Annotated in this window: 11 protein-coding genes; 6 read left to right on the forward strand and 5 right to left on the reverse strand. The window is 47.5% G+C overall.

What is annotated here, in order from left to right; genetic code table 11:
* Position 1: 1 nt before the first annotated feature.
* Complete coding sequence (locus tag EOO50_RS02805) at positions 2 to 2824, reverse strand: GH92 family glycosyl hydrolase (protein WP_290837693.1); 2823 nt, start codon at positions 2822 to 2824, stop codon at positions 2 to 4.
* A gap of 200 nt (positions 2825 to 3024) precedes the next feature.
* Between EOO50_RS02805 and EOO50_RS02810 the strand changes: the two genes are divergently transcribed.
* From EOO50_RS02810 to EOO50_RS02820, 3 genes are read left to right on the forward strand one after another with little or no spacing between them, the layout of a single operon-like run.
* Positions 3025 to 4692 carry a T9SS type A sorting domain-containing protein gene (locus EOO50_RS02810; protein ID WP_290837695.1) on the forward strand — a complete coding sequence of 556 codons (1668 nt, stop codon included), beginning with the start codon at positions 3025 to 3027 and terminating at the stop codon, positions 4690 to 4692.
* 2 nt (positions 4693 to 4694) lie between these two features.
* Positions 4695 to 6500, forward strand: a complete 1806-nt coding sequence (locus EOO50_RS02815; RefSeq protein WP_290837697.1) for a T9SS type A sorting domain-containing protein — start codon at positions 4695 to 4697, stop codon at positions 6498 to 6500.
* Between the two features lie 39 nt (positions 6501 to 6539).
* Positions 6540 to 7199 (forward strand): GldM family protein, encoded by a 660-nt coding sequence (locus EOO50_RS02820; protein ID WP_290837699.1) that lies wholly within the window; start codon positions 6540 to 6542, stop codon positions 7197 to 7199.
* Positions 7200 to 7252: 53 nt separating this feature from the next.
* Here EOO50_RS02820 and EOO50_RS02825 read toward each other — a convergent pair whose 3' ends face one another.
* The 4 genes from EOO50_RS02825 to EOO50_RS02840 form a co-directional block, all read right to left on the reverse strand.
* Positions 7253 to 8011: a succinate dehydrogenase/fumarate reductase iron-sulfur subunit gene (locus tag EOO50_RS02825; protein ID WP_290837701.1), complete on the reverse strand. Its 759-nt coding sequence runs from the start codon at positions 8009 to 8011 to the stop codon at positions 7253 to 7255.
* Between the two features lie 10 nt (positions 8012 to 8021).
* The gene (locus EOO50_RS02830) at positions 8022 to 10031 is read right to left on the reverse strand and encodes a fumarate reductase/succinate dehydrogenase flavoprotein subunit (protein ID WP_290837703.1); all 2010 of its coding nucleotides are present in this window, start codon (positions 10029 to 10031) and stop codon (positions 8022 to 8024) included.
* A gap of 14 nt (positions 10032 to 10045) precedes the next feature.
* Entirely contained in the window at positions 10046 to 10927 is an 882-nt protein-coding gene (locus EOO50_RS02835; RefSeq protein ID WP_290837705.1) for a succinate dehydrogenase cytochrome b subunit, read from the reverse strand.
* Between the two features lie 129 nt (positions 10928 to 11056).
* Positions 11057 to 11947, reverse strand: coding sequence for a hypothetical protein (locus tag EOO50_RS02840; protein ID WP_290837707.1), 891 nt, complete (start codon positions 11945 to 11947; stop codon positions 11057 to 11059).
* 199 nt (positions 11948 to 12146) lie between these two features.
* On the opposite strand from EOO50_RS02840, the gene EOO50_RS02845 reads away from it, so the two are divergent.
* The 3 genes from EOO50_RS02845 to EOO50_RS02855 all read left to right on the forward strand — a co-directional run bounded on the left by EOO50_RS02845 (position 12147) and on the right by EOO50_RS02855 (position 15577).
* Positions 12147 to 13502 carry a hydroxymethylglutaryl-CoA synthase gene (locus EOO50_RS02845; protein WP_290837709.1) on the forward strand — a complete coding sequence of 452 codons (1356 nt, stop codon included), beginning with the start codon at positions 12147 to 12149 and terminating at the stop codon, positions 13500 to 13502.
* Positions 13503 to 13552: 50 nt separating this feature from the next.
* Complete coding sequence (locus tag EOO50_RS02850; protein ID WP_290837711.1) at positions 13553 to 14128, forward strand: Crp/Fnr family transcriptional regulator; 576 nt, start codon at positions 13553 to 13555, stop codon at positions 14126 to 14128.
* 156 nt (positions 14129 to 14284) lie between these two features.
* On the forward strand, positions 14285 to 15577 hold the full coding sequence (locus EOO50_RS02855) for an aminopeptidase P family protein (RefSeq protein WP_290837713.1): 1293 nt from the start codon (positions 14285 to 14287) through the stop codon (positions 15575 to 15577).
* Positions 15578 to 15581: the final 4 nt, after the last annotated feature.

Raw genomic sequence — 15581 nt, forward strand, 5'->3', positions numbered from 1 at the left:
GTTATTCGATGGTTATTTCGTCAGTGAAAATGTAAGCGTCGCCTCCAAATCCTTGATGCCACTCGGGCAATTTCCCGAAGTTGTAGGCTTTGACTTTTAGATACTTGGCTGATGTCGCGGGAATCTCGGCCGAAAAGTCAATGACTTTCACGTCTATATTTTTCGCATCCATTGTATTAGCAACGGTTTTTACGAGTGTAAAGTTTACGTTGTCGTTTGAGATATAATATTCCACTTTCGTCGGCATCATGATCCAAGCGCGTGAATCCTGAAGGAAACGCGCGTGGAATTTCGAGATTTTCGTCGGCTTCTTCAAATCGACGACGGCTTCAAAATCCTGCGCTTGGTAACCTTGCCAATCGCCTTTTCGCCAATTTTCGGAACCGAGAATGCCGTCAAGCAAGCCGTTTGGACCGCCCGCATGATATTGTTTGTCATAAATCGATTTGGTGTTTATGGAATAATCGTTCGGTTTTTTGACGAAACTCGCGCGAACCTCGGCACTTTGATCTTTAAAACTTCCCGCGAATGCCAACACGACGGCAGTTTCCGATACGTAAAAAGGTTCGCTGTATTTCTGGTAATCGATAGGTTGTTTTTTGACCTTCGGATCGATCACATACCAGATTTCGCGGTCTTTCGCGTCGCCGTTTTTGAGCGTGACGAGCATTTTGTCTGAAAACGATCGTCCGCTGCTTTCGATCGTCGGAACAGGAATGATCGGCACATTATCTTGGGTCCAGCCGCCGTGCGCCGCTTCATCCATGACTGGTTTTGAGATGCCGAGCATTTTTTGCATTTCCTGATCTTGCGATTTCAATATGGTTTGGGAATCGCCCTTGCCATAATTGACGGTGATCTTGTCGAATGCGGGCTCAACGGTTTCCCAAATCGGATTTCCTGGCGTAACTGAATAGATTCCGAGCGAACTCAGCACATACCAGGCGCTCATCTGCCCGCAATCTTCATTTCCGATAAGACCGTCCGGTGTATTTTTGTAAAAGTTCTTGAGGATGAAATCGATTTTTGCCTGCGCTTTTTCAGGCTTGTTTACAAAATTATACAAGTACGCCATGTGATGGCTCGGCTCGTTTCCGTGAGCGTATTGTCCGATCAAACCCGTGATATCAGCCTGTTCACGGCCGGTAGTCGCCGACGGGGCTGAAAACATCTCATCGAGTTTTGCCTCGAAAGCCGTTTCGCCGCCGAACGCATCGATCATGCCTTTGATATCCTGAGGCACGAAAAACGTGTATTGCCACGAATTGCCTTCGGTGAAGTTATTGTTGACCTCGCGTGCATCGAACGGTTTGTCCCAACCGCCATTTTTCTTGGGGCGCATGTGTTTCGTCTCTTGATCGAACACGTTTTTCCAACTTTGCGATCGCTTCATGAAATAGTCGTAATCTTCTTTTTTATGGAGAATTTTCGCCATTTGCGCGATGCACCAATCGTCATAAGCATATTCCACCGTTTTGGAAACGCTTTCGTGCTCGTCGTCCATCGAAATAAAACCTTGTCGTTTGTAGGCGTCAAGCCCAAGATGATCGAGCATTGCGCTGTGTTTCGCGGCTTCGAACGCCTTCTCGTAATCGAATCCTTTTATGCCTTTTACCATCGCGTCGGCCATTACCGAGACCGAATGATAGCCGATCATACAATCGGTTTCGTTCGACGCGAATTCCCAAACCGGCAATCGTCCGCCATGTTCGTACTGCGTGATGAACGTGTTGATGAAATCGGACGCGCGTTTCTTGTCGATCAAAGTATACAGCGGATGCGCACCTCGAAACGTATCCCAAAGCGAGAAAACCGTGTAGTAATCGAAACCTTTCGCTTCGTGGATTTTGTCGTCTCGCCCTCGGTATTTCCCGTCGATGTCCTGGGCGATATTGGGCTGGATCATCGTGTGGTACAAAGCTGTGTAAAAAATCGCGAGTTTGTCTTTATCGGTTTCGGAAATCACGATTTTGGAAAGTTCGTTATCCCAAAGTTTCTCGGCGTCTTTCCTTACTTTTTTGAAATCCCAGCCTAAGACTTCGGACATATTTTTTTTCGCGCCGTCGGTTCCCGTAGGCGAAAGTGCGACTTTAATTTTCAAGGTTTCGCCTTTTTTTACATCGGAAGAAAATGCGATTGCGAGCAAACTTCCCGCGAAAAAAGTATCGGTGGTTTTTGCAGGCGCGAACGCATTGTTGTTGACTTTCGTGATCTTCATCGCGCGGTCGAATTCAATGCGCGCCCAAATTTTCTGGTTCGTCGCCCAAGCCGAACTGTTCCGGTAGATTTCGATCGTTTTGGCGTCGATGATGCGAACCTCGCCCATTATCAATTGGTCGCGATGGTTCAAGTCCAAAATCACGTTCGCCTGACCCGCTTTCGGGAATTTGTATTCGTGGAATCCGACGCGCGTCGAAGTCGTCAAATTCACGTCGATACCGTACTTGTCCAGTTTCACCGAATAAAATCCCGCCGACGCTTTTTCATTCGCGTGCGAGAATTTTGATGAATACTCGTTCTTGTCGAGATTCGGTTCGCCCATCGTCGGCATGAGCATGATGTCGCCGTAATCGGAAACGCCCGTTCCGCTCAAATGCGTGTGCGAAAATCCGTAGATCACGGAATCCGAATAATGATAGCCGCCGCATCCGTCCCAACTGCCGTCGATTCTTGTATCGGGCGACAACTGTACCATCCCGAACGGAACTGTCGCGCCCGGATACGTATGCCCGTGACCGCCGGTTCCGATAAACGGATTGACATTTTTTGAAAGTTGGGAAATACCGAGAATCGGCAAAAAAAGCAGGAAAAAATAATTGCGCATCGTATTGTAGTTGTACTCAAATATAAGCAAATCGGCAACGCGTAAAAACGTTTACTACGCCAAATGACGTATGCGTCTTTGCTGAAAAATGCGGCTTTGGTTTCAATATCCGATTTGCGTACTCCTTTTATCGTATTGTGCTGATTTATAATCAGTCCGACTTTTACAAGAAACAAAAAAGCAATCTAAAAACCGAACACATGAAAAAACTTCTACTCACGTTACTCTCTCTTTGCGGTTTTCACCTTTCGGCCCAAATGACCGCCGACTGGTATGCTGCGGGTTATGGTCCTGAAATCGATTATTCGGGCGCGATGACGCGAGACAACAACGGTAATCTGATCTCAGCCGGAACAATGGGAAGTTCCGCGACATTTTCAGCAACGACATTATCCGGAAACGACGACTTCGACAAGGGCATTTTTATCGCCAAATACGAGGCTTCAGGCCAATTGCTATGGGCGAAACGACTGCCCGCAACCTACATTTCCATTGTAAGTGACGTAGAGGCCGATAGTGACGGAAACATTTTCATCACCGGTGATTTCGTCGATTCGGTCGACTTCGATCCGTCAAGCGCCCAAACGGTCCTTACCGCCGATTCGCCTCAAATGTATCTCGCAAAATACAGCCCGAATGGCGATTTACTTTGGGTGCATGATTTCACATTGAGTGAAGAGCTTTATGAAAAGAACCTTGCGATCGATGAAAATGGAAATGTTTACATCGCAGGAACGGTAAGTTATTCCGTGGATTTCGATCCCTCGGGAAATACCGCGATTATCCCGGGCAGCGACTCTAACCAAATGGTCTTGGCGAGTTACGGCCCGGCGGGGAATTATCGATGGGCATTTCCGATAGCCACATCCTACGAAACTTCGGCATTCGAATTTAAGAACAACAAGATCTATGTTGCCGGAAAAGCCAGCGGCAACACCGATTTGGATCCGTCCGCTGCGACGGTAATTATCGGACCCGACTTCACGGGAATTTTTGTGGCGCAATATGATACGACCGGAAATTTTCTTTCAGCATTCGGACTCGGTCAGGAAAATCAGAACGTCGTGATGCACGGAGTGGCGATCGACAACGCTGGAAACATTTCAATAACGGGCGTATTCTCGGGTAGCGTCGATTTCGATCCATCTTCATCTGAAGCCATACTTACCCAAGATAATTCCGGGATCTATATCGCCAAATATTCAAACGTCGGAAATTATTTCTGGGCAAAATCATTAGCTGATCCAGACTTTAAAGTTCCGTATGAAATTGCTACCGACAACAACGGAAACATCGCCGTCGCAGGAAATTTCCGCAATTCGTTCGACATCGATCCGGGCGATAACGAGGAATTGATCGAAGCGGCTTTCGGATTCGACATCTTCGTCACGCGCCTCGACGCCAACGGGAATTTTCTCGATGGGCAAAGGATCGGGCACGATTACGATGCGATCAAGGGCGACGGATACGACCGATTGGGCGACATCGTGCTCTTGACCGATACGTTGTACGTCAGCGGCGGTATTGCGGGCGACTTCGACTTTGACGCCGACGGCCCGCTTTTACCGATGGAAAACGATCCAAACGATTCTACGGGCCTGTCGGCTTTTTTGGTGAAATACAGCGTCGAACCGTTCTTATCGGTTACTGAAAACACGTTTAATTCGTCGTTTTTTGCCTATCCGAATCCTACGAACGGAATCCTGACTCTCGAAAACAATCTCGAACCGATTTCGCTTTATGATGTCTTTGGCCGATGCCTCGCGACGTATCCTTCGTCCCAAACCACAATCGACATCAGCACCGTATCAACTGGAACTTATTTGCTTAAAACGCCCACAACGTCAATTAAAATCCTGAAAAAATAGACATGAAAAAAATTCTACTATTGCTGACGCTGTTCCTCGCATCAACCGGAAATGCGCAGCGTTTTGATTGGGTGCGATTTATTTCGTCGGCAACTACCGACAATTCGGTCGGCGGCGCAAATGATATGGTTCGCGATGCTGACGGCAATCTGTACACGATGTCGACCTACAACACCGACATCCTCGTCAACGGCCAGGTTGTCACGCACGAAGGTCTCTACTACAACCAAAATGTAGTGGTAATCAAATGGAATCCCGACGGCGAGATACTTGCATTTAAAAAAGTTTACGCACAAAGCTTTGGACTGAATCCACACCATCTGGCATTTGATTTCGTAAATGACCAACTTCTTTTATCGACCGACGTTTCGGGCCAACCTGTGGTAATTCCCGATGATGATGTTTCGCTGTCCAACGTCGACACGGCCGTGCAGATTTTACGATTTGACAGCGATCTTGAATTCGTCTCAAACATTCCACATTATTTCACGTACGCGTGTCCGATGGCGACTCACGACGGCTTTACGTATTACGCGCACGGATACAACAGCAAAATCTTTAAGGTAAATGCGCAAAATGAAGTGCAATGGACGATTATACCTGCAGCCGGCGGCGGTATTTCTGTTTATGGAATTACCGTCGCACCTGATGGAAATGTCTTTATTTCGGGACGCGTCACTTTTAATTCTACAGTTACGTTAGGCGACATTACGATAAATGTGCCCGAAGGAAACGGCGATCAATTGGTCGTCTTTAAAATAAGTCCCGAGGGTGAAGTCCTTGCCGGAAGTTACGTGACAAGATCCACTTCTTCCTGGACGCGAATGCCGCTTATTGGTGACGCTGATGGCAATTTATACCTTATGGCCGGATACTTCGCCCCGAATTTAAGCATCGGAGATTTTCCTTTGGCAAATGTGGCGAACGGGAACGACGCTTTTTTAGTGAAATTCAACGAAAATTTGGAGCCGCTTTGGGTCACACAATTCCATCAAACCGAAGGAAACATGATGACAAACGGCTTGGCGATAAGCGATTCGGGACACATCATTACCACCGGCAGATACACGCAAACCGGCAATTTTGGAGGTTGGGAACTTCCGTACACCCCAAACGGCTCGGGTTTCATGACTAAAACAGATCCTGCCAACGGCGACGTCATTTATGCCGCCCGAATGAGTTCAACGCAATGGACGGGCGATTCGAGGGCTGTGGTCGCCAATGGAACATCGTTCTATTTTGCAGGCTATAACGGCAATACGCCGAATGGGGTTTCGTTTGGTTGTTTTACACAGGGAACAGTTGGAATGTTCCTCACCAAAATCGAAGACATTCCCTATTCGCAACCTGAAATGGAACTTACTTACACGAACGGAGTTCTCGTTACCGATGCAACCGCGACAGCAAGTTCCTACCAATGGTTTTTCAACAATGCACTAATCGAAGGCGCGACGCAATCGACCTATACGCCGACTCAGGTCGGAACATATTCGGTGATTGCGCAATTCCCGTTCGGATGCTCGTCTGAACAGACTTTTTCAGTTACGGAATTGGCGACGTTCGAATTCACAAAGTTTGGATTTCGCGTTTTCCCGAATCCTACAAATGGAAATTTCACGATCGAGAGCGACTTGATTGGAAATCACAAAGTTGAAATCGTCGACTTGAACGGGCGCGTTGTTTTTTCGTCGATCGAAACCTTCTCATCGGCCGGAAAGACAATTGATTTGCCGCAATTGACCTCGGGAATGTACTTGCTGCGCATCGGGACCGACAACATCTTAACATCCAAACTGATAATCAAGTAATAAATTTTTCATTTTTGAGTTTCTACTAAAAACCTCATTATGAAATATTTGGCGCCGTCCTTATCGCTGTTCCTCGTTGCGTTCGCACTTTTTTGGAAATCAGTCGATGCCGACGTCAAGCAACCATTTTCGCTGGTTTCGGTCGATATGCTCGAAAAATACGTGTATCGTGGCATGCCAAATCTGTTGACGATTCAAGTCCCCAATGCAAAGTCGGTAAAAGTTACCGGGGACGGATTGACAAAGGTCGATGATTTCGGACATTACAAATTTTCCCCAGGTTCGGGCACCGAAGCGAAACTCAACGTAGAAGCTATTATGCAAAACGGATCGAAGTTCAAAGACGTGATCACGCTTCGAATCGGCAACATTCCCGGAAGGCGCAATTTTTTCAGCGGTTTCGATTCCTATTGCGACATTCCGAAATTGACTGTGGAACAGTTCGACCGCGGAAAATTGTCGGCAACACGCGATTTTAGATATGAAGAAACGATTACGGTGAAAGAATTCAAAGTCAGGATTCCCGGAAAATCGATCATGACAGTCGCCTCTGACAGCTTGCCCGAGAATCTAATAAGCGACGTCAAAAAACTCAAAAAAGGAAGCCAACTTATGTTTTACGACATAAAGGTCAAATCGTCCCTATTTCCAACGATGGGCTGTGATAAGAACGCGCCCATACTTCTCGAGGTCCGATAAAACGAAAACGCACCCTAAAAAGAGTGCGTTTTCTATTTCAAAACTTTTTGATCTTAGCTGAAAGACGCTTTCAAATACTCGCGATTCATTCTCGCGATGTTCTCCAGCGAAATCCCTTTCGGACATTCTATTTCGCAAGCGCCCGTGTTCGTGCAGTTTCCGAATCCTTCCTCGTCCATTTGGCGAACCATGTTCAAAACACGGTCGTGCGCCTCGATTTTTCCTTGCGGAAGCAATGCGTATTGCGACACTTTCGCTCCGACGAACAACATCGCCGATCCGTTCTTGCAACTCGCCACACAAGCACCGCAACCGATACAGGCCGCAGCTTCGAACGCGCGATCGGCGTCGGCTTTGTTGACTGGCGTCGCATTGGCGTCGATCGTATTTCCGGATGTGTTTACTGAAACGAAACCTCCGGCTTGTTGGATGCGATCGAACGACGTTCTGTCGACGACCAAATCCTTGATGACCGGGAACGCCTTCGAACGCCAAGGCTCGATGAAAATCGTTTCTCCGTCCTTGAACGAACGCATGTGAAGCTGGCACGTCGTGATGAAACGATCAGGCCCGTGAGCGCGCCCGTTGATGTACAGCGAACACATTCCGCAGATTCCTTCGCGACAGTCGTGGTCAAACGCCACAGGTTCTTTGCGCTCGTTGATGAGTTGCTCGTTCAATTGATCGAGCATCTCGAGGAATGAGCTGTCGGTAGAAACCTCGTTGAGTTTGTAGGTTTCCATTTGTCCTTTTGACTTGGCATCTTTCTGACGCCAAACTTTAAGGTTTATGTTGATGGTTTTACTGGCCATGTCTCAAATTTTATTTGTAGTTACGGGCTGCAATCTTGATGTATTCGTAGTTCAGGTCTTCCTTGTTCAAGATTTCCTGATTGATGTCGGAGCCGTTGTATTCCCAAGCGCCCACGAATTTGAAGTTCTCGTCGTCACGCAACGTTTCACCTTCGGCATCCTGGTATTCCTCGCGGAAATGTCCGCCGCACGATTCGTTGCGTTGCAAAGCGTCCATCGCCATCAATTGCCCGAGTTCCATGAAATCGGCGACGCGAAGTGCTTTTTCAAGCTCTGTGTTCATTTCGTCATTTTTACCGGGAACATAAACGTCGCGGTGGAATTCGGCACGCAAGGCATCGATTTCCTTGACGGCTTCGGCCAAACCTTGGGCACTTCGGCCCATTCCGACCTTGTTCCACATGATGTGTCCGAGACGTTTGTGGAAATGATCCACCGATTTCGTTCCGTTGTTGTTGAGGAATTTATCGATTTGCGCACGAACCGATTTCTCAGCTTCATCGAACTCGGCCGATTGCGTCGAGATTTTCCCGGTGCGGATCTCATCGGCCAAATAATCGGAAACCGTGTAGGGCAATACGAAATAACCGTCGGCCAAACCTTGCATCAAAGCCGAAGCTCCGAGCCTGTTCGCGCCGTGATCCGAGAAATTCGCCTCACCGGCCACGAAACAGCCGGGAATCGTCGATTGCAAATTATAGTCGACCCAAACGCCGCCCATCGTATAGTGGACAGCAGGGTAAATTTTCATTGGGGTTTCGTACGGATTTTCAGCCGTGATCTTCTCGTACATCTGGAAAAGGTTACCGTATTTTTCCTCGATCCATTTCTTTCCGAGTTCCTGTACTTTCTCGTCACTAGGATTGTGATCGCCCGCAACCAAAGCCGCCTGCTTTCCTTTGCTGATGATCTCAGACGCGAAATCAAGGTAAACACCTTCGTTCGTATCGTTGGCTTCGATCCCGAAACCGGCGTCGCAACGCTCTTTCGCAGCTCTTGACGCGACGTCGCGAGGCACGAGGTTACCGAATGCCGGATAACGTCTTTCGAGGAAATAGTCGCGGTCTGCTTCGGCAATCTGAACCGGTTTCAATTTCCCGGCGCGAATGGCTTCGGCATCTTCTTTTTTAGCCGGAACCCAGATTCGGCCCGAATTACGCAACGATTCCGACATCAAGGTCAGTTTCGATTGGTTCGTCCCGTGGACCGGAATACAGGTCGGGTGAATCTGTACGAAACAAGGATTTGCGAACGCAGCGCCTTTTTTGTGGATTTTCCAACCCGCTGAAACGTTTGATCCCATGGCATTCGTCGAAAGGAAATAGACGTTTCCGTATCCGCCCGATGCGATGATGACCGCGTGAGCCGAATGTCTTTCGATTTCACCCGTAATGAGGTTTCTTGCGATGATGCCGCGTGCTTTTCCATCGACTTTTACGATATCAAGCATTTCGTGACGGTTGAACTGCTGCACGTTTCCTTGCCCGATTTGACGTGACAACGCCGAATACGCACCGAGCAACAATTGCTGTCCGGTTTGACCAGCTGCGTAAAACGTTCTTTGGACTTGCGTTCCACCGAACGAACGGTTATCCAACATTCCGCCGTAATCGCGTGCAAACGGAACACCTTGGGCGACGCATTGGTCGATGATATTTCCTGAAACTTCAGCCAAACGGTGAACGTTCGCCTCTCTTGCGCGGTAATCGCCGCCTTTGATCGTATCGTAGAACAAGCGATATATGCTATCGCCGTCATTCTGGTAATTTTTCGCTGCGTTGATTCCTCCTTGTGCCGCGATAGAGTGCGCGCGACGCGGTGAATCCTGGAAGCAGAACGATTTTACGTTATAGCCCATTTCGCCAAGTGAAGCGGCGGCCGAAGCTCCTGCCAGTCCTGTCCCGACGACGATCACGTCAATCTTGGGGCGGTTGTTGGGCGCGACGAGTTTTAAATGGTTTTTGTGGTTGGTCCATTTATCGGAAATATAGCCTTCCGGTATTTTAGAATCTAACTTCATACGTATTGTGGCTATTAAACTGTTTTAAGTAAAAAGTGAACGTACAATGGGATGATCGCGAAAAGGAAAGGTACGACAGTCGCAAAGAACATCCCGAATTTGCTGATGAAACCGCTGTATTTCGGGTGGTTCAGACCGATGCTCTGGAACGAGCTCGCGAATCCATGCCAAAGGTGTAACCCTAAAACGACCATCGCAAGAGCATATAAAATTGCATACAGCAAACCGAATTTTTCGTGTTTGAAGAATGCGACGGTAATCTTGTGAAGGTCTTTATAACCATCGGCCATTTTCACGTCGACCTGCGTATTCATGATCTCTGTGCGGTCTTTGATGTAATACGGTTTTCCGAGACTTTTCGCCTCTTCTTTGCTCGATCCTACCTGCGCGACGGGAATGTATTCTCCCAATCTCGTCGTGATGTAAAACTCTTGGTTTTGTGCCGGAGTCGCTTTCGGATTTACGTTAACGATCACTTTCTCCAACGGCATTTTGTTGTCGAAGTGCATCACAGCCCAAAAGTTCATCATGTGCGTCACGATGAAAACAAGGATCAATGTTCCAAGAATCCCCATGTTACGAGATGACCACATCGAGTTTTTCGACGGGTTGTTCTTCACATATCCGACCGGACGCGCCTTTACGTTTCTATACGTAAGCAACGCACCGTCTACGGCATGGAACAAAATTGAAATGTAAGTGAGGTAAGAAAGCGCCTTGACAGCCGGGTTGCTTGTCATGAAAAGCGCGTAGGTGTTGAACTGGTGCGGATCTGCATAAAGAATCTGGAGATTTCCGAGTAAGTGTCCAACCAGGAACAAACACAAAAATAAACCTGTCAAAGCCATCCAGTACTTTTTAGCCAAAGACGACTTCAGGATTGCGGATTTTGCCATAGGAAGTGTGTAATTTAATAAAAAATCACACAAAAATACAGCTAAAAGCTGTACTCCGCAACGTTTTCGGGTTTATTTATACTGAGTTTAAATGACTGTAGAAACGACTATAAATAAACGATTTACGATTCAGTTCGAAACGGCGAAACTCGGCACCAATCCGCGCAAACCCATATCGACGACATTTTCGCCCGCCGACGGCTCGAATTTCCCGTCGTTATTCACCTCGGCCCACTCGAAACTTTTGTTTATCGAAAGCGAAAGCGTGACCACGACATCCTTGGATTCGTTGCCCGTTATGGAAAGATTGTTCGCGAATTTGCCCGTAACGACGCACGATCCTGCCGGAATCGGGGATGTCGATGCTATGGGATTCGGAACCGTCGTCGCACCTTCAGGCGCCTGACCTTCGGCACTGTAAGGATAATCGTCGAGCGCAAACGCCCAATAACCCTGTACGCGATTCGCATTCACCTCGAAGAAATTATTGCCGATGGAGTGAGAAGAAACATACGTATTGAACCCGACGAAACTCGCCAGAGTCCCATTATAATCGACTCCCGCCTGACGAAACGAAATGCCGTAATTCTGATATGCGAGTGAAACGCGAACCCAATTGTAATTTCCCGCAGCGACATCTTTGAGCGGAATTTTGAGGAACGTCTCGCCTTCCTGAACGATTTTCGCCTTGCTGAAATCGATCGCATTCGTGCCGCCCATATCGGTTTCAGGCGCATGGTACAAAACCGCTCCGGCGCCGAGTTGCGTGTAAGCGTCGGGTGCCAATTCGAAATAGTGGGCTGAAATCGTGTTGAAATTCGGAGTTTGGGCCGCGTGACCCGACGGAACTTCAGTAGGTTGCCCGACATTATTCAATCGCTGCTGATTCGGATCGAACTGGAACTTGACGATGAGCATCGGTTCCTCGCTTTCGTTTTCGTCGCTTTCACAAGATGTGAGCAACGAAAAAGTAGGCAATAGCAATAGCGCGAACAACAAATACAGATAGTTTGTGCGCATCGTGGTTGGTTATTGGTTCACTGCTATAACGCGCGCCTTTTTGATTTATTGCCGATTTCGAAATTGAAAAGATGGTTTTTTTTAACGTTTCGGCACATTCGCGCTTACCGCTGACGTTTTCGTAAAAATAAAATGTTGCCGATAATTTTGCGGTTCGGTTCGCACGTAATCGTAACTTTACGACTTCTAAAAAATGCTCATGAAAACCGGGATCGATGCGATCGCTTTTGACGTCGCCAACATTCATCTTCCAATAAAAACGCTGGCCGAGGCGCGCCACATCGAACCTGAAAAACTCGAAAAAGGCCTCGGACTTCTAAAAATGACATTGCCCGACGCACATCAGGATACGGTTGTCTTTGGCGCGAATGCACTGACGCGACTGATTCTCGACAACGACATCGATCTTTCTAAAATCGCGAGGATTTACGTCGGGACTGAGAGCGGAATCGACAATTCTAAACCCGTCGCATCGTTCGTGACAGCTTTGATCGAGCAGAAATTCGGCGAAAATTCATTGTTGGAATGCGATGTCGTCGATTTTACGTTCGCATGTATCGGCGCGGTCGACGCTTTACAGAATTGCCTCGATTTCATCCGATTGCATCCCGATAAGAAAGCGATTATCGTCGCGACCGACATTGCAAAGTACGACCTCGAATCGACAGGCGAATATACCCAAGGCGCGGGCGCAGTGGCGATGCTGGTTTCGTCCGACCCGAGAATTCTGGCTTTCGGGACCAATTTCGCAGTTAGCAATAAAGGCGTTTTCGACTTCTTCAAACCGTACCGAAAAGTCTCAAAATTCTTGATTTCGGGCAACGACCACAACGAGCCGTGGTTCGGAAATCTTGAAAGCGAGATCGAAATCCACAAGGACCAGCCCGTTTTCGATGGCCAATATTCGAACCAATGTTATACCGACAGGACGCGCGAAGCCTATTTTTCGTTCAAAAAAACCTCGAAATTTGAAGGCACGCTCTACGCCTCTTGGGAAAACATAATCATGCACTTGCCTTACGCTTTTCAGGGCCGACGCATGTTGACCGAAATTTTCGCTTTGGATTCGGACGAAATTGCGATCGACAGGAACGATCCGAATTGCGCGACGCAGTTAAAAGAACTCGCCAAATCAGACGCATACCGCGATTTCATAAAACAGAAATTGCAACCCGCGGAACTCGCTTCGTCCTTGATCGGAAATCTTTATACGGGTTCGATTCTTATGGGATTGTTGTCGGCTTTGTGCGACGCATATCGCAATGAACGTAATATTTCAGGTACGAAGTTCGGTTTTCTGGCCTACGGAAGCGGATCGAAATCCAAAGTCTTCGAAGCCGAAATCCAACCGAATTGGGTGCTTCCGATCTCAAATGTAAAATTGTTCGAAAACTTGGAGCAAAGCACGGAAATCGACTTCGGCACCTACGAAAAACTACATAAGAGAGAACAACATTTCAGCGTCCGATCGCCAAAAAATGAATGGGTTCTGGATCGCATCGAGCAGGAAAAACCGAATCTTCTTGGCGCTCGCTATTATAAATGGATCGAGTAGCGTAACGTCGATTGTTTTTCAACGTCAAACGGTTTCAAACAGAAATGCACATGGAGTTTTTTGACGCCTTATCAGAATTCAATCCGGGTGAAAGCGCCGAACTTCAACTTTTCATGGAGCGACAGACGGAATTTTTCAAGTCTTTGTCTCTTAAAAAGAATCATTTTTTGGTTTCGGAGGGCGAAGTCTGCGAGAATTTCTGTTTAATTAAAAACGGAATTCTCCAACATTCGATTTTAGTAGACGGCGATGAAAAGACGACGTATCTCGGACTCAAAAATTCCATTACGACTTCACTCGCGAGCTTCTTGAACCGAAAGCCGTCGCGCAAAAGTATCAAGGCGATCAGCGATTGTGATTTGCTCGTGATCGGGAAAAAGGACTTTTCGCATCTATTGGAAACGAATCGGGAGTTCAACCGATTGTATTATTCATTGATCGAGCGCCAGATTTGCCTGATCGACGAATATCGCATCGACTTGCTCACGCTTTCGCCCGAGGAACGTTACGCGAAACTCTTGCGCACGGAAACTGAATTGTTACATGAGGTTCCGTTGCATTATCTGGCTTCTTTTTTGGGAATTTCGGGGCGGCATATGAGTCGGATACGGAAAAAAACATCCTAAAAAAGACCCTGACAGGGTTAAATATGAAAAACCTGACACATACGGCAACATTTTTTCTACCCTAAATCATAAATTTTCACCTTCAAAAAATACTGCCAAATGGCCGATTCGTTACCACAAACGATTCGTACTTTTGGAATATTAAAACAATTTGTAATGAAGTACGAACAAATCGACAGCAACTTATTTGTCAAGAACCGCAAGAAATTCACGGCCCAAATGAAGCCGAATGCTATCGCGGTCTTCAACTCCAACGATATTTATCCGATTTCGGCCGACAGCTCGATGCCGTTTCAACAACATCGCGACATCTTTTACCTGAGCGGCGTCGACCAGGAAGAATCGATTCTGGTACTTTTCCCTGACGCGCCATACGAACACCAACGTGAAATTTTATTCCTGACTGAAACAAGCGAACACATCGCGATTTGGGAAGGCGCGAAGCTTACGAAGGATCAAGCGTTCGAAGTCTCGGGAATCAAATCGGTGTATTGGCTTCAGGATTTCGAGAAGGTTTTCTACGAACTCATGACCTACGCCGACACGATGTACATTAACACGAACGAACATTACCGCGCGAAGGTCGCTACGGAAACGCGTGAAGACCGTTTCATCAAATGGTGGAAAGAGAAATATCCGGCGCACTCGGTAGCCAAATCCAACCCGATTTTGCAAAGATTGCGTTCAGTAAAGGAAAAAGAGGAAATCGCACTCATCCAAACCGCTTGCAACATCACCGAAAAAGGTTTCCGACGCTTACTCGGATTCGTGAAACCGGGCGTTTTCGAATACGAAGTTGAAGCCGAACTCGTCCACGAATTCATCCGCAACCGTTCAAGAGGTTTCGCCTATGGGCCGATCGTCGCGAGTGGAAACAACGCGAACGTCCTGCATTACGTCGAAAACAACAAAGAATGTAAGGCGGGCGATCTGCTTTTGCTCGATGTCGCGGCCGAATACGCGAACTATTCGTCGGATCTGACGCGCACGATTCCCGTTTCGGGCCGATATACCAAACGCCAGGCCGATGTTTACAATGCGGTTTTGCGCGTAAAAAACGAAGCCACGAAAATGCTCACGCCGAGAACGCTGTGGAAACAATACCACGTCGAAGTCGGCAAGATCATGACTTCGGAACTTCTTGGGCTCGGATTGATCGACAAAGCCGACGTCCAAAACGAAGATCCGGCCTGGCCTGCCTATAAAAAATATTTCATGCACGGAACATCGCACCACATGGGCTTGGACACGCACGATTACGGGCTTTTGCACGAACCGATGCAGGCTAATATGGTATTTACGGTCGAACCTGGCATTTACATTCCCGCCGAAGGTTTCGGAATCAGGATTGAAGATGACGTCGTGATCCAACCGTCGGGCGAACCGTTCAACCTCATGAAAAATATTCCTATCGAGATCGAGGAAATTGAATCGTTGATGAATTCCTAAACTT

Origin of the sequence: Flavobacterium sp. (assembly GCF_004211145.1) — a bacterium.
GTDB lineage: Bacteria > Bacteroidota > Bacteroidia > Flavobacteriales > Flavobacteriaceae > Flavobacterium.